This is a genomic window from Marinomonas sp. GJ51-14 (assembly GCF_055808695.1).
Map to the genome: position 1 here is coordinate 2511461 of NZ_CM147879.1, position 16490 is coordinate 2527950.

Genomic DNA, 16490 nt, shown 5'->3' on the forward strand with positions numbered 1-16490 from the left:
CTTCTTAGTGCTATTTAATGCACGATAGATGATAAAAATCCCTGTCTCGGCAGGGATTTTTTTTGCATGAAAATAATTAAGTTCATGGTGACCAAAAATGAATTGTCCATTTTGCCAGATAGATAATTGCTGTGCTTTGAATGAAGAACAGTCTTGTTGGTGTTTTACAATGATGGTTCCGAATGGCATGCTTGAACTCATACCTAGCCATAAAAAAGATAAGGTATGTATTTGTCGATCTTGCATTGAACTTTACCTCAAAGACCCTGAAGCATTTTTTGATGTCTATCGATTAGAGTAGATGTACTTTTATTTAGAAAAGGAAAATAACGTGGATAACGTATCAAATAACTTGAAATATGACATTGCTGTTATTGGCGCTGGTATTGTTGGTTTATCAACAGCTTGGCAATTGCTTCAACGTTATCCTGGGTACAGAATAGTGCTGGTTGAAAAAGAAGCTGAAGTTGGTTTACATCAAACAGGCCATAATTCAGGTGTTATCCATGCGGGTGTGTACTATGCACCGGGCAGTCTTAAAGCCGACTTTTGCCAAAGAGGAGCGGTTGCAACCAAAGCCTTTTGTAGAGAACACGATATTGATTTTGATGAATGTGGTAAGTTGTTGGTGGCAACAAATGATACTGAATATGAACGAATGAATGCGTTGTATGAACGTTGCCAAGAAAATAATTTAGAAGTACATAAACTGGATCAAATTCAACTAAAAGAAAGAGAACCAAATATAAAAGGCTTGGCTGCTTTATTTGTGCCTTCCACTGGCATAGTCAACTATCGCAAAGTTTGTCAGAAATTGGCGGAGGTTTTTGTTCAAAATGGTGGTGAGATCCGCTTTGATAGCCAAGTAGTAAAGCTTACAGAAAGCCATGAGCAAGTCATTATTACATTAAATAATGATGTAATTAGTTCATCTTATCTTGTTAGTTGTAGTGGTCTGATGGCTGATAGATTAACCAAGATGTTGAATATACCAACGGACTTCCAGATTATTCCTTTTCGAGGTGAGTATTACCAGTTGCCAGCTAAGCATAATCAAATAGTGAATCATCTCATTTATCCCATTCCTGATCCTGACTTGCCTTTTCTGGGTGTACACTTAACACGTATGATTGATGGTTCTGTTACTGTGGGGCCAAATGCGGTTCAGGGTTGGAAGCGTGAAGGTTATGGTCGAATTAATATTAGTCCACGAGATATATTGGAAATGGTGTGCTTTTTAGGTTTTTGGAAGTTACTTAAAAACCACTGGCGAACAGGCTTAATAGAAACCAAAAATTCTTGGTATAAGCCAGGCTATCTGGCTCAAGTCAGAAAATATTGCGACCAAATTGATTTGGATGACTTACAGGATTATCCAGCAGGAATTCGAGCGCAAGCCGTTCTAAGCGATGGAAGCTTAGTACATGATTTCTTGTTTGCACAAAGTGCCCGCACTCTACATGTATGTAATGCACCATCGCCGGCAGCGACCAGCGCTTTTCCCATTGGAGAGCATATTGTGCAAAAGTTAGAGCAACAAATAGCATCGAAATAATATAAGTGACTGTTAAAAAAGAAAAAAGGAGCCTAGGAAAGGCTCCTTTTAAGATCTACACTTTCTGTATTTAAAAGGGATTAGGTATTAGAAAGTATAATCTGCACTCGCCATGAAGTTTCTTGATTCCCCATAGAAGTTGAAGATAGTGGTTCCACCAACTCGAGAGTAATACTTTTCATCAAGTAGATTATTGATTTTGAAAGACAGTTTTAAGTTATCGTTTACTTGTTTGGTGATAGCTGTATCAACTACGGTATAGCCTGACCCAGTGACTTTAACACTGTCTCTACCTGTAGCAGAGAAGTCGCTCATTGCGGTTAATCCTGCCCCAAGAGTAACGCCTTCCAGCATACCATCAGAGAGTAGAGTGTATTTTATCCAGCTTGAAAGGGTGTGTTCAGGCATTAGGCTTGCAGTTTTTGAATCGCTACCGCTGATTGTTTCCATATTCATATAAGTATAACCAGCAATCAGGTCCCATTGATCAAATTGGCCGCTTAACTCTGTTTCAAAACCTTTGACTTGAATTTCGCCACTTGCTTCGCTGTAACTTTCACCTGTTACTGTCGTTGCACGGTTTTTATCGCTCAATTGAAACACTGATAATCTACTGTTTAGTAGGCCATTGTTATAGGAGCCTTTAATACCAAATTCAAATTGCTCACCAACGCGAGGATCAATAATGTCACCATTTTCATCGGTACTGGTTTGAGGCTTGAAAACTTCCGAATAACTTGCGTATAAAGCTTGTGTATCAGTTATGTCGTATACGGCACCAGCGTAAGGTGTAAAATGTGAACCGTTAGCGGAGTCTGAGCCACTTTCAATTTCATAATTGCTTATACGTGCTCCTGTTATTAGAGCCAAACTTTGAATCGGACGAAAAGTAAGTTTACCGTAAATAGCTGTTTCTGCTTCTGATGCTTCGGACTCTGTAGCGCTGCCGAAACTGAGTAGGTCGTGGGTCAGAAAAGAAGAATCAAATGTGCTTATGTTATAAGTTGTGGTATCGCTGGCATTAGCTTCGGAAGTGGTTGAGTCTTCATTTTTATGATCTATGCCGACAACAAACTCGCTGACATTTCCCATTGCTGCAAAGGGCTGGCTATAACTTGCGTCAAAGGCGAAAGAGCTTTCTTCTCGTTCCACATCATCGGCATATATTCCAGAAAAGTCGCCATTGGTGTCTACAGAACTTAAGATATAGGCGTATTCATAATCTATATCTCGTTCAGACGCTCGTGCCGCAATACGACCACGGCCACCGTTATCGAATTGACGAGTAAGATCTACAAATAAATCCGTAGATCTATAGTTGAAATCGTTCCAATCGGCACCGATGAACGTGGAGCGGTCAATATCGAGTAATGTTCCATCGGCGTATGTTGGTAGACCATTGTTAGGTGCTATGTCTTTAGTTTGGTGCAGAACCGCAATAGATAATTCAGTTTTGGTATCTAGATCAATTTCTACTGTTGCATAAACACTTTGATCAATATTATTACTGTTATCAACTTCGCTTGTTGCATTTGTTTGTGATATGACCATCCTGCCGCGTACACTGCCGTCTTCGTTTAATGAACCAGACACGTCAGCGCTTAAATGATTACGTCCCCAGCTACCTAGACCAGCACTGATCGACGATTGGTTTTCTTCAGTAGCACGTTTACGTACTAGGTTAATAATGCCACCTAATTCACTGGTACTACTGAATAGACCAGAAGGGCCGCGCATGATTTCAATACGATCGAATGGAGTTAGAGAAGGAAGTGAGCCATATTTACTGCTGATTGGAGCTGGAAGTCCGTCAATTAATGCATCGTCATATTCATAGCCACGAGAATAAATAGAAGATCGACCACTGTCATTGGTAAGGGTACGTAACCCCGGTGTTGCTTTGGCCATATCATCTAAATGAGCAAAGTTGCGATCCTCAAGATAATCATTCGTCAATACAGTAATAGATTGTGGTATGTCTTTTAAAGCCGCAGGTGTTTTAGTGCCTACAGTTGCGGCTTCCACATTGTATCCAGTTAATTCTTCACTTGAATCTGTATCATAAAGGGCGTTCCCTTCAACCGTTAATGTGGGTAAAGACGTCGCTTCGGATACTTCTTCTGCTAAAAGTGTTTTTGGAAAAGGAGCTAAAATTAAAGCGATGGAGACGACTTTAATCGATCGAGTTAACAAATATTTTGAGCGTATAGTGAAAAAAGAGTCTGTACGATTATGCATTATTAAGCCTCTATTAAAGTTAAGGATTGATGATTGAATTCTCATTAATAAACGCAAAGGAGAATCAATTGCATCTAAATTATTTGAGGCGTATTATTTCATAGGTTTTGTTTGGTTTTCTTATGATTTTGAATCAATCTTGTATGCGATTCTCTCAATTCTTTATAAAAATACCTAAGTGCCGACATAATAATCAGGAACAGTTCTATTAATGGAAAATTTAGAATTAGAGCATAATGCTCGCTTTTTAAAGCGCTACCAATTAAATGTCAGTGCTGAAGAATTAAGCAGTGCCTCTAAAAAATCTTGCCATCCATCTCTTGTGATGAAAGGGATGATGATCACAGAGTTGCTGCCTTCTGGAATGACCTTTCACATGGTTGATGCGAAAGCAGTTCAGGACTTTGGTTTTGATGCTGAATCCTCCCCAAACTTCAAAATTGCTTTGTTGCTGTCGGGGGATATGCGGTTTCAATTTGGCGGTAAAAAAGAACAAATAGAAGAGAAAAGAAAAGCTGCTAAAGTAATGAATTTTAATGAAATAGAGTCTTGCTCTCTCAATGCAAAAGCAGAGGAGCATAGGTCGGCTATTTATCTTTCCGTCGAGCCGGATTGGTTTGAAAAAAATGAAATAGAATCGCCAAATATTGAGAAGATATTAGGCCAGCATCTTGATTTGAAAGATTGGATATTACCGGATTTTTTTGGTTTCAGGCACAAAAGTTACTTACTCAACATGATCAAAGTTACGTTAGTCGTATGGCAAGAGAAGGTTTTGCCTTGTCATTAATGTCGACTTGGCTAGATGCAACAGAGAGTAAAGAAGCTGAAAGTATCAAGCCTGAAAGCCGTCGTGTTTATCAATTTAGAGATTTAATGAGTAGTGATGACGTGCTTACTATGAGTTTAAATGGTATTAGTAACCAACTTGGAATGAGTTCAGCAACCTTACAGCGTTACGCCCATGAGCACTTGAATATGAGTGTTACTCAGTTCTTGAGAATACGTCGTTTAGAGCTTGCTAAAAAAGCACTTTATCAAGATGGTGTTTCTATTATCGATGCCGCTTTATTGGCTGGGTATAACCATTCAAGTAATTTCACAACCGCGTTTAAACGTCAGTTTGGTGTATCGCCAACAGAAGCCTATCGCCTCTCTATGTAAGGTGAAAGCTATCTAAGATGAAAGCTTTGCGTAAATACAATGACTATGTTTGTACTCCATAGGTGTTTCACTATAGAGTGTTCTAGTCATCATTATTGATAAGGTAAAGCTATGATAATTTCTAAAGCGTTTAGCGCTAACCGAATGAGTAAAACTATCGTCGCAACGCTATTAGTTACCCAGTTAACAGCCTGCGGGACGATACTCTATCCCGAACGCCGAGGTCAAACAAATGGTCAAATTGATGTTGGTGTTGTGGCATTGAATGCAATTGGACTGTTGTTTTTCGTTGTTCCTGGGGTTGTTGCTTTTGGTGTGGACTTTATTACGGGAACCATTTATCTACCCCGTGGAGGTATTGCCAATTTAACAGCTGATGAGCTGGATGAGATAAAAATATCGCCAGATGCTATCAATGTAGAAAAATTTAAAGAAATTATTGCTCAAAGAGATGATATTCAGTTGCCTAAAGATATTTATACAGAAAGACTCACTACAAAAATAATGTTATCTCAACAAGCATTGCAAACAGCAATGAATTTATCTACAGAAAATATTTCTTACGCTTTACGTTAAATATCATTTTTTATTAAAAGTTTTAGCATTTCTAGTTGAAGCTTCAATCAGAATCTATTTATTAGAAAAGGTCGTGATGAATTTCACTATAATGTGTTTTTTTGTACGACTTTTCTATTCTGTCTAGGTAACCTTTTAATCCTTTATGTATAATAGTATGAGTATTTAATAAATCCTCAATATTGTTGATTAGCCTAAATAAACTACATAAATTTTTACTGCTAATATATTTCAATATTAATCACATTTAATAGATGGAATGATTATGAATTATAAAAATAAACTCGTTCGTTTTACTCCAAACCGTGTATGGCGTACCTATACTGGTGGCAAAATTCTAGATCAAATGGAACAAAAAACCATACCAGAAGATACTCATTTTCCTGAAGACTGGATTGGCTCTACAACTCAAGCAGTTAATCCAGACAGAGAGCACATTTTTGAAGGTGTATCTAATGCAACAGTCGGTGATGACACAATTCGTTTTGATGAATTGATTGCTGCCGATCCTAGTTATTTCTTGGGTGAAGAACATACAAAGGCATTTCATTCGAATCCAATGTTGTTGGTGAAGTTTCTAGATTCCTCTGTTCGTTTACATTTCCAAGCGCATCCAACTGCTGAGTTTGCCCGCGAGCATCTCAATAGTGATCACGGTAAAGCGGAAGGTTATTACATTCTTGATGTTCGCGAAGGCATTGACCCTTACGTTTACGTTGGTTTCCAATATCCGCCATCACGTGATGACTTTAAGAAAATGATTGAAGCTCAAGATATTGATGCAATGGAAGCCTGTTTTGAAAAAGTGCCTGTTAAACCTGGGGATTGTTTATATATTCCTGGAGGTTCACCTCATGCAATTGGTGAAGGTATTTTGATGGTTGAAATTATGGAGCCTTCTGATTGGGCGGTCCGTTTTGAATTTTCAAAAGCTGGATACACTATGCCTGAAGAAGCTCGATTCATGAAACGTGACCTTGAATTTTGTATGGATGTATTTGATTTCACTCAATTATCTGTTGAGCAAGCTATTGAGAAATTTTATCAATATCCAAAGAAGGACCGTCATTATTCAGATGATTCATTCCAAGAAAGTTTAATTGATGAAAGTGTTACAGATAAATTTCGAGTGAAGAAATCAACTATTACTGGAACGGTAGAAAAAGCGGAGAAAGACTTCTACATAGGTATTGTGGTAGCGGGGGAGTGCAGCATTAAGATTGGTGATGAAACCACACAGCTTAAAAAACTTGATCGATTTTTTTGTCCTGCTGGCATTGATGCTGTCAGGATCAGTACTGAATCTGGTGTAGAGATTCTTGAGTGTTACCCGCCTGTGGTCAAATAAAAAATTCTGATAATGGCTTAGTTTCGAGAACAGCATTATCTATTTATTGTGAGGAAAGAATGAAAAAATTTAAAATTGGATTTATCGGTCTTGGTTTGATGGGCGCAGCTATGGTTCAGCGTCTACAGTCTAAGGGATATTCATTGACGGTTATGGGTAATGTATCTCGTCCTAGAATTGATGCGGCTGTTGCCGCTGGCGCTGTGGAAGCTTCAACAGCACGCGCTGTGGCAGAAGCCAGTGATATCGTCATGTTATGTATGGACACATCGGCGTCAGTAGAAGGCCGTATGCGTGGTGTAAATGGTGTGATCAGCGGACTAAAACCAGGAACTGTTGTGATTGATTTTGGTACATCATTACCCGCTTCGACTATCGCCTTAGGTGAAGAGGTTGCGGCAGCAGGTGGTGCTTATCTAGACGGTCCTTTAGGCAGAACTCCAGCACATGCAGTTGATGGACTACTTAATATTATGTGTTCAGGTGATGAAGCTGCCTTTGAAAAGGTTCGTCCAGTACTGGAAGATTTAGGTGAAAATGTTTTTCATCTAGGCAAGTTAGGTTCAGGTAACACGATTAAACTGATTAATAATTTCTTTGGTATGACAACAGCGAGTGCAATGGCTGAAGCTTTTGCCATGGCAGATCAGGCTGGAGTCTCTCGTGAAAGCTTGTATGACGTAATGTCTGCTGGTCCTTTGCGTTCTGCTATGATGGATTTTGTGAAAGCTTATGGTGTTGATGGAGATGCAAGTCAACTTGGTTTCTCCATTCGTAACGCTTCAAAAGATGTTGGTTATTATCGCCAAATGTCAGCAGACTTAGGCGCAAAATCTATTATGTCGACTTGTACAAACGAAGCTTTTACTAAGGCTGTAGATCAGGGGCGTGGTGATAGCATGGTTTCGGAAATGGTCGATTTTTTCTCTGAAAACCTTAAGAAATAATCAAAAAAAGCTAGCCCTATTTAATGAGGACTAGCTTTTTTAGAATGTTTATATTTTATAAAAAAGGGAGTGGTAATTAAATATCACTCCCTTTTTTATTTCTTTATATTAAATTTTTTAAATTCGTCTTAATTAAATGAATTTGGCATTACTTTACTTGGTAGCCATAAAGATATTTCTGGAAAAATAATGATAAGTAATAAAATAGCTAGCATCGGTAGTAGTATTATAAATACCTGCTTTAGAACACTAACAACATTCATTCCACCAATAGATGCTGATATTAATAAACAGAGGCCATAGGGGGGTTACTAATCCAAATGCTAAAGAGATAATACCTATCATTGCAAAAACAATAGGGGAGATATCTGCTTGAATTGCTACAGGCAATAATACCGTTCCTAAAATAATGATGGTTGGTATAGCATCAATAAATAAACCAAAAAATAAGAATAGGAAAGCAATAACCAATGCGGTTGCTAAGCTGCTCAATTCCATATCAGTGATTAAACTGATTATGAGGCGAGGGACATTGTAATAAGCCAATAACCAGCCAAAAATAGAGGCAGTACCAATCGCAAATAAAGAGATCGAAGCGAATCGGCCTGTGTCATATAGAATGGTACCGACTTCACGTATTGTTACTGTACGATAAACTACCATTCCAAGAAAGAGTGAATAAGCCGCTGCAATAATTGCACTTTCTGTTGGCGTTACGATACCAGCCACAATACCAAAAATCACGAACACAGGCGTTAACATCGCAAGTGCTGCACCTTTGAATGCTTTGAAAGCCGTAGACCATGTTGGTTTCATTGCGATAGGGTAGTTGTAAACTTTAGCGAAGCCATAAACCGTTGCCATCAGTGCAATACCAATCATCAAACCTGGAATAGCACCTGCTAAGAATAGAGCCCCTACAGAAACCTGCATAACTCCACCCCAAACAATCATCAAGATGCTCGGGGGGATGATAACCCCCATTACTGATGAACAAGCGGTAATGGCAATGGCAAAGCGTCTGTCATAACCTGCGTTTATCATGGAAGGGATGAGGATTTTACCGCAACCTGCAGCGTCTGCAGTAGAGGAACCAGAAATACCTGCGAATAACATAGAAACAGCCACATTTACATGACCTAAACCACCAGGCATCCAACCAGTTAATACCTTGGCTAATTCAATGAGTCTGTCCGTTATTTTACCTGAGTTCATTAAATTGGCTGCTAATAAGAAAAAGGGTACCGCCAATAGAATGAAAGAATTATACGACTGAAACATACGGTCGATGATAAGGAATGGAGTTAAGCGAACGTCCAGAGCTACCACAGGGATGGTAGCTAAACCTAAAGCGAAGGCAACGGGTACGCGTAATATTACTAAAAGAATAAAGACGCCTACTAACAAAGAGCAAGCGAGGCCAGTAGAAAGAATCATGCAGTAACCTTCTTAGTTAATCTGTATTGCTGGAATGCTTCAACCAGGCGGTAAAGAGAGAATATGCACCATAGGAAGCCTGCAAGAGGAACCGTAATATGAATAGCCGCTAAATTTGCTTGCATCATGACTGAGCGCTGGTTATTACCAAATTCTGTGTAATGGATGCCATACCAAAAAAACATGGCACCAAACATAGCGACAAGAGTGAATACAATTGCTTTTTGGAAAAATAAAATAAGAGGGTTCGTGCTTTCAGGGATAACTTGAACATCGAAATGTATGCCGTCCCAAACGGCAATAACGGAGCCGACCATAACAACCCACACAAAAATAAATGTGGCGAGCTCTTCCGTCCAAAGATAAACAGGAATGATACCTGTATAACGAGCTATAACCTGCATGATAACTGGAATTACTAGCGCACCGACTAATATTGCCAGCAAGACTCTTAATAGGTTACACAGTGATTCTAAAATGCTTTTAATCATAAGAAAGCCTTACAATGAGAAATGCTATTAACTGAGAAAAACAGCCCTGTGGCTTTTCAAAAACCACAGGGATATCAGAGACAAAGCAAGAAGACTTATTACTTGTTACGAATTGCTTCTAGTAACTCAGTTGCACCAATGCTTGCTGCAAACTTGTCTTGAACTGGTTTAACCATAGCTAAAAGCTTTTCACGGTTAGCAAACTCAGATACTTGGATTTGACCAGCGTCAGCCATTTGCTTCAATTTGATCGCATCTTCACGAGACTCAAGCTCACGACCGTATGCACCCGCTTCTTTACCTGCTTTCATGATAGCTGCTTGAAGGTCTGCTGGAAGTTTACGGAAGCTTTTACCACTAAATACAATTGGACGTACTGTGATTGTGTGAGCTGTTTTTGTTACGTGTGGAGCAACTTCATAGAATTTCAAGTTTTGGATACTAGCTGCTTCGTTTTCAAGGCCGCTAACAACACCTGTTTGAATGGCGTTATATACTTCATTGTAAGAAATTGCTGATGGTGAAGCACCAATTGCATTAAATACTTGTGCTTGGATAGGAGCCCCCATTACACGCATCTTATGACCGGCTAGCTCATCCATATTACTGATTTTTTTACTAGAGATAAGGTTACGAGTACCACCACCTGCATAACCAACGATAACAATGTCAGCTTTTTCAGATAGTTCTTGTTCTAATGGTGCCATAACGTTACTGGATAGTACTCTGTTCCAATGATCTAGATCACGGAATAAGAAAGGCATATCCATTAAAGGAATTGAAGGTGCGAAACGAGCCATGTTAGATGGTGCTAGAATTGTATAGTCAATCGCCACACCTTGGTTAAGGAAAGTAACATAATCTTTCTCTACGCCGAATTCACCATTCAAGCGTAAATCAAACTCAACATCACCTTTATAATATTGCTCAACTAAATCGCCAAACTTAGCCATGGTTTTAGTGAAAGTGTGATTCTCATCAAACATGCTTGCACCACGAAGAGTCTGAGCGCTTGCAGATGTTGATAATGCTACAAATGCAGCACCAACCAATGTAGCTTTAACGATTTTTTTACGTGTTTGTTAAATATCATCTTTTTTGTCCTTATTATTATGATTACCAAGTTTGCAGTATCTATTTGTCATGCAATAGTACATACAACAAGTTAGGCCACTATATTTAAATATTAATAGTATGTCTACGTCTGAATATTTTTGTTTTTTTATTAATTTTAAAACCCTCTTTCATTATGACAGTGTTATATAGCAGCTATGATAAAATCACTGTAGGGCTGCTTTAAAGGCAATTTATCTGCGTTAATCCTTGATTTGCCGGGTAAATCTAAGAATTTAGACAAACACTGTCAGTTATCTAAATTCGATAAAAAACGATATTTTTTAGCTTTTACTCTATGTAAGTATCTTGTTTCTATTTGTATGTTTTTTTGTTTAGATTTGTACTGGATTACTACTAAACAAATAGCCGTCAAAATTTGGTGCTTTGTGTTCAGATAATATAAGTAAGGTATCTTTTACATTTTCTAAATGTCGCCACATTGCCAGACGTGCAGCATCAGGTTTTTTTTGTTGAATGGCTAATAAGATATTTTCGTGGTCAACAAGCCATTTTTTTCTATAGGTCTGATCAATGATATGGCAGTGAAGTTGTTTCCACATGGAACTGTTTTCACGCCTTTGCCAAAGGTTCTCGACTAAATCTACTAGTACGCTATTTTGAGTCGCCTCAGCTATTGCTAAGTGGAAAAGCTTGTCTGCATCATGATTGTGGTCGAGTACTTCAATATTTTGTTTCTCGAGCTCTAATGCTTCACGCATTTTTATTATGTCTTTCTTGGTTGCTTGTGTTGCCGCAAACTCAGCTACATGGCTTTCAAGTAGCTGCCTTGCCTGCATCATCTCAAATGGTCCAACGTCATCCTTATCTACTGAAGACTCAAACTCGTTATTAAGTGAGTTATCTGTTGGCTGTTTAATTAAATAAATACCACTGCCTTTTCGAACTTCAACGATACCCATTAATTCGAGCATAATTAAAGCTTCGCGAACGACGGCTCGACTCACACCTAAGCGTTCTGCGACATCTCTTTCTGCTGGAAGTCGGTCGCCAATCTTAAAGTGACTTTGTCCAAGTTCTTCATATAACTTAAAGCCAATTTCTTGATAAAGGCGTTTAGGCTTAGTAATTCTTTCGATCATGCTTTATTCACTTCATTCCGCTTGTTTATGGCATTCCAGAAAATATTCTGGTCAGACAGGGAGTCTTTTATTACAAGGTTTAAGAATTATATTGGTTAACCAATTTATCAGATTGGTTGACCTAAAACCACCTTTGGTTCAATATGTTTGCTTGAATTTAGACTAGGTTACGTGCTTATGGTGCTTCTGAGGGTGATTCCTTACCACAGGCTAGTGTTTGTCTTTATGCAGAATACAACTCTAAATAACTCTGCGAGATTAAATAAGCTCTTTGACTGAGGTACTGATATGAAAAAATTTATGACAGATGATTTTTTGCTGACATCTGAAACCGCTAAGCGGCTATATCATGATTACGCTGCTTCGCAACCTATATACGATTATCACTGTCACCTTAGTCCTCGTGAAATCGCCGAAAACCGATCTTTTACAAACCTAGGAGAAATTTGGCTTGAAGGAGATCATTACAAATGGCGAGCAATGCGCACAATGGGGATTGATGAGCGATTAATTACAGGTGATGCGACCTTTAAAGAGAAGTATCAGGCTTGGTCACACACGGTTCCTCAATGTATTGGCAATCCAATCCATCATTGGACACATTTGGAATTACGTCGCCCCTTTGGCATTTCTGATGTTACTTTTTCTCCGGCTACGGCCGATGCTATTTGGGAGCAATGCAACGACATGTTGCAGCAACCCGAATTTTCCGCTCGAGGCATCATGCAACAAATGAATGTTCGTATGGCAGGGACAACCGATGACCCAACGGATGACCTAGCGCATCATAAATTTATTGCCGATGATCCAACGTTTGATATTGAAGTGACACCAAGCTGGCGTCCTGATCGTGCCTTTAAAGTTGATCATGCTGGTTTTAGTGATTACTTGAATAAGTTAGGAGCCGTGGTTGATAAAAACATACTTAGGTTTCGTGATTTATTAGACGCCTTATCTCAGCGATTGGACGTTTTTGATGCCCATGGTTGCCGAAGTGCAGACCATGGCATTGATATCATGCGCTACGCCAGTGAGCCGACAGAAGCCGAGTTGGATCGCATTTTGTCGAAGCGCTTGAATAACACGCCATTAGAAGAGTTGGAAATCGCGCAATTTTTCAGTGCCGTTCAAGTGTGGTTAGGCAAGCAATACACAAAGAGAGGCTGGGTGATGCAGCTGCACATTGGCGCACGCCGTAACAACTCATCAAAAATGTTTAAGCTATTAGGTGGGGATTCGGGTTATGACTCAATGGATGACCGTGCTTTTGCTGAACCTTTATCTGGCTTCTTAAATGCGCTCGATTCAACAGATGAACTACCAAAAACTATCTTGTATTGCTTGAACCCAATTCATAACGAAATGCTAGCGACCATGGCCGGAAACTTCCAAGGTGGCGGTATTGCCGGCAAAGTCCAGTTCGGTTCTGGCTGGTGGTTTAACGACCAACTTGATGGCATGCAACGTCAGCTGACGTCTGTGGCTCAAATGGGCTTGTTAAGCCAATTCGTTGGCATGTTAACCGACTCACGTAGCTTCTTGTCTTATACACGTCATGAATATTTTCGCCGATTATTATGCGACATGATTGGTGGTTGGGTAGAGCGTGGCGAAGCGCCAGCTGACATGGATTTATTGGGTAAGATGGTGACAGATATTTGTGCTGATAACGCTAAAAACTATTTCAATTTACGTGGCTAATGTAAGAAACATCTCCATAAAGGTGAACCACTTAAGGAATGACGATGATAAAAACAACAACTAATAGTATGTATAGTCCAGAAAACGTTGCAGTTGGCATAGTGCATATTGGTTTAGGTGCTTTTCACCGAGCACATCAAGCAGTCTATATAGAAAAAAACTTGAATCGAAACCTCGGTGGTAATTGGGGGATTTGTGCGGTGAATATTCGCTCGAACAGTAAGTTGGTTGATCAACTTAAGGCAAATGACTGTTGCTACTATATTGCCGAATATACAGACAGTGATCATGCGCATTTAAGAGAAGTGAACGCCATAAGAGATGCCTTGTTTGCGGGGGAAGACAAAGAGGTTTTATTTGAAAGGCTGCTTTCACCTAATACAAAAATTGTCACACTCACAGTGACAGAGAAAGGCTACTACGTCACTCCCTCTGATAAAAAATTACGTCTAGAAGACCCAAGTATTCAGCATGATATTCAATATCCAGCCCAACCAAAAACTGCGCCAGGCATTTTAGTTGAAGCCTTGTTTAGACGAAAAGAGCAGGGTCTTCCTGCGTTTACTGTTTTGTCTTGTGACAACATGCCAAATAACGGAGCTCTAACCCGTGCTGCCGTTTGTGAGTTGGCTTCTTATCGTTCAGAAGAATTTGCACAGTGGGTTCAAGATAACGTGGCCTTTCCTAGCTCGATGGTCGATAGAATTGTGCCTGCTATGTCGGGTGAATCACAAAAGCGCTTGCATGATGAACTGAATTGCGATGATCAAAACGCTGTAATGTGTGAAGCTTTCAGCCAATGGGTTGTAGAAGATAACTTTCCATTAGGACGACCTGATTGGGAGCTCGACGGTGTACAAATGGTAGACGATGTTCATCCATTTGAAACCATGAAGCTGCGTTTACTTAATGGTAGCCATTCATTACTTGCTTATGTCGGTTGTGCCGCGAAACTGGAAACGGTTGCTGACGCAGTAGCGGACCCAAAGTTCATTGCCTTGATTCGTCATTATATGACTTTTGAAGCATTACCAACATTAGATATGCCTGACGGCATTGATGTTCAAAACTACATAGAAAGTCTGATTAGCCGTTTTGCTAATGACAGCCTACAACATAAGTTGTCACAAATCGCCATGGATGGATCACAAAAAATTCCTCAACGCTGGTTAGCTGGCGCTGCAGAGTTATTGGTTCAACAAAAAGATCTATCGGCAACGGCTTTAGGTGTTGCTGCATGGATTCTTTATGCCGGAGGGAAAGACCTAGAAGGAAACCCTCATAAAGTAGATGATCCAATGTCACAGACATTAAGTGAATTACATGCGTTGCATAAAACACCAGAAGATCTGATCCGCAGTGTGTTAGCAATTCACGATATTTTTCCTAAGGCATTCAGTGAAGACGAGGCCTTTTTCAAAACCGTTTTAACGACTTACTTAACAATGACATCCAATGGTGTGGCCGCTTGTTTGCAGTTTGACCACCTCAAAATGATGAATCTCGGAGAATAGAATGGAACATACTTGGCGTTGGTTTGGACCAAACGACGATACAACCTTGACGGACATTCGTCAGTGTGGCGCAACAGGCGTGGTAACTGCTTTACATGAAATTCCTAATGGCGATGTTTGGCCAGTCGACATCATTCAATCTCGTAAAGAGATGATTGAAGCTCATGGCTTACGTTGGTCTGTGGTAGAAAGTGTTCCTGTTCATGAAGACATAAAAAAACGCACAGGCAAGTATCTTGAATACATCGAGAACTACAAACAAACTCTGTTGAATTTGTCTGAATGTGGCATTGATACTGTGTGCTATAACTTCATGCCCGTGTTGGATTGGACTCGTACGGATCTTGCGTACGAATTGCCAGATGGCTCGCGCAGCGCTGCGTTTTGATCAAACTGCGTTTGCAGCATTTGAGTTGTATATTTTAGAGCGTAAAGGTGCTGAAGCCGAATACAGTGATGAAGAAAAAGCGGCAGCGAAAGTCTTTCTTGCTAACTTAAAAGAAGAAGACAAAAACCGATTGGTTGCCAATATCATTGCGGGTTTACCGGGCGCAGAAGAAAGCTACACGTTGGAGCAATTTCGTGACAAGCTGGCGGAATACGATCATATTGATAAAGACACTTTGCGTAACCATTTAAAACTTTTCCTAGAGGCAATCGTTCCAGCCGCAGAACAAGGTGGACTGAAATTAGCGATCCATCCTGATGATCCACCGCGCCCAATTCTTGGTTTGCCGCGAGTGGTTTCGGTCAAGGACGATGTTGAATGGTTGTTGAGCTCCGTACCAAGTGATGTCAATGGTCTGACATTATGCACAGGCTCTTATGGTGTGCGAGCAGACAATGACCTAGTGGATATGATTAAGCAGTTTGGTTCACGTATTTATTTCACCCATTTGCGTTCAACTAAAAGAGAAGAGGTGGCAGGCAGTTTCCATGAAGCATCCCATTTAGGTGGCGATGTGGACATGGTGGGCGTGGTCAGTGCTTTGATCCAAGAAGAGCACAAGCGCCAAGACAACACTTCCTTTAAATTGATTCCGATGAGACCAGATCATGGCCATCAGATTTTGAATGACTTAGCCAAAGACGCCAAACCAGGTTATTCAACCTTAGGGCGAATGAAGGGGTTAGCCGAAGTACGAGGTTTAGAGATGGGGTTAAAAAGCGTGCTAAAAGCATCGTCTTAATCTGCTAGTAAATGGTTTTTATAAAATCAAACCTTGATGTACCTTAGTGTAAAAGAAAAACGCCTTCTGTTCTTGATTAGAACAGAAGGCGTTTTTTTAAGCGATTTTGTAAA

General features: G+C 39.8%; 14 protein-coding genes and 1 pseudogene. 10 read left to right on the forward strand and 5 right to left on the reverse strand.

Features of this window, described 5'->3' with window-relative positions; all coding sequences use genetic code 11:
- Positions 1-97 precede the first annotated feature (97 nt).
- Positions 98-301 carry a cysteine-rich CWC family protein gene (locus tag AC0L3Y_RS12055; RefSeq protein WP_473463453.1) on the forward strand — a complete coding sequence of 68 codons (204 nt, stop codon included), beginning with the start codon at positions 98-100 and terminating at the stop codon, positions 299-301.
- Between the two features lie 30 nt (positions 302-331).
- Positions 332-1555: an L-2-hydroxyglutarate oxidase gene (gene lhgO / locus AC0L3Y_RS12060; protein WP_473463457.1), complete on the forward strand. Its 1224-nt coding sequence runs from the start codon at positions 332-334 to the stop codon at positions 1553-1555.
- 87 nt (positions 1556-1642) lie between these two features.
- Here the strand turns inward: lhgO and AC0L3Y_RS12065 are convergent, their stop codons facing one another.
- The gene (locus AC0L3Y_RS12065; RefSeq protein ID WP_473463461.1) at positions 1643-3793 is read right to left on the reverse strand and encodes a TonB-dependent siderophore receptor; all 2151 of its coding nucleotides are present in this window, start codon (positions 3791-3793) and stop codon (positions 1643-1645) included.
- A 211-nt stretch (positions 3794-4004) separates the two neighbouring features.
- Here AC0L3Y_RS12065 and AC0L3Y_RS12070 point away from each other — a divergent pair, with 211 nt between their 5' ends.
- From AC0L3Y_RS12070 to AC0L3Y_RS12090, 5 genes are all read left to right on the forward strand, one after another.
- Complete coding sequence (locus AC0L3Y_RS12070; protein WP_473463466.1) at positions 4005-4583, forward strand: hypothetical protein; 579 nt, start codon at positions 4005-4007, stop codon at positions 4581-4583.
- Positions 4553-4957, forward strand: a complete 405-nt coding sequence (locus AC0L3Y_RS12075) for a helix-turn-helix transcriptional regulator (RefSeq protein ID WP_473463469.1) — start codon at positions 4553-4555, stop codon at positions 4955-4957. The genes AC0L3Y_RS12070 and AC0L3Y_RS12075 overlap by 31 nt, the downstream gene beginning before the upstream one ends.
- A 111-nt stretch (positions 4958-5068) precedes the next feature.
- On the forward strand, positions 5069-5533 hold the full coding sequence (locus AC0L3Y_RS12080; RefSeq protein ID WP_473463473.1) for a hypothetical protein: 465 nt from the start codon (positions 5069-5071) through the stop codon (positions 5531-5533).
- Positions 5534-5798: 265 nt separating this feature from the next.
- Entirely contained in the window at positions 5799-6881 is a 1083-nt protein-coding gene (locus AC0L3Y_RS12085; RefSeq protein ID WP_473463477.1) for a class I mannose-6-phosphate isomerase, read from the forward strand.
- 59 nt (positions 6882-6940) lie between these two features.
- Entirely contained in the window at positions 6941-7828 is an 888-nt protein-coding gene (locus AC0L3Y_RS12090; RefSeq protein ID WP_473463479.1) for an NAD(P)-dependent oxidoreductase, read from the forward strand.
- A gap of 249 nt (positions 7829-8077) precedes the next feature.
- Here the strand turns inward: AC0L3Y_RS12090 and AC0L3Y_RS12095 are convergent, their stop codons facing one another.
- The 4 genes from AC0L3Y_RS12095 to AC0L3Y_RS12110 all read right to left on the reverse strand — a co-directional run bounded on the left by AC0L3Y_RS12095 (position 8078) and on the right by AC0L3Y_RS12110 (position 11972).
- Complete coding sequence (locus AC0L3Y_RS12095; protein WP_473463482.1) at positions 8078-9265, reverse strand: TRAP transporter large permease; 1188 nt, start codon at positions 9263-9265, stop codon at positions 8078-8080.
- The gene (locus tag AC0L3Y_RS12100) at positions 9262-9756 is read right to left on the reverse strand and encodes a TRAP transporter small permease (protein ID WP_473463486.1); all 495 of its coding nucleotides are present in this window, start codon (positions 9754-9756) and stop codon (positions 9262-9264) included. The genes AC0L3Y_RS12095 and AC0L3Y_RS12100 overlap by 4 nt, the downstream gene beginning before the upstream one ends.
- Positions 9757-9854: 98 nt before the next feature.
- Entirely contained in the window at positions 9855-10742 is an 888-nt protein-coding gene (locus AC0L3Y_RS12105) for a TRAP transporter substrate-binding protein (RefSeq protein ID WP_473463491.1), read from the reverse strand.
- Between the two features lie 462 nt (positions 10743-11204).
- On the reverse strand, positions 11205-11972 hold the full coding sequence (locus tag AC0L3Y_RS12110; protein ID WP_473463495.1) for an FCD domain-containing protein: 768 nt from the start codon (positions 11970-11972) through the stop codon (positions 11205-11207).
- A 288-nt stretch (positions 11973-12260) separates the two neighbouring features.
- On the opposite strand from AC0L3Y_RS12110, the gene uxaC reads away from it, so the two are divergent.
- The 3 genes and pseudogenes from uxaC to uxuA all read left to right on the forward strand — a co-directional run bounded on the left by uxaC (position 12261) and on the right by uxuA (position 16377).
- Positions 12261-13673: a glucuronate isomerase gene (gene uxaC / locus AC0L3Y_RS12115; protein WP_473463499.1), complete on the forward strand. Its 1413-nt coding sequence runs from the start codon at positions 12261-12263 to the stop codon at positions 13671-13673.
- Between the two features lie 44 nt (positions 13674-13717).
- Complete coding sequence (locus tag AC0L3Y_RS12120; protein WP_473463502.1) at positions 13718-15187, forward strand: mannitol dehydrogenase family protein; 1470 nt, start codon at positions 13718-13720, stop codon at positions 15185-15187.
- Position 15188: 1 nt separating this feature from the next.
- Positions 15189-16377: pseudogene (gene uxuA, locus AC0L3Y_RS12125) on the forward strand (mannonate dehydratase).
- Positions 16378-16490 lie beyond the last annotated feature (113 nt).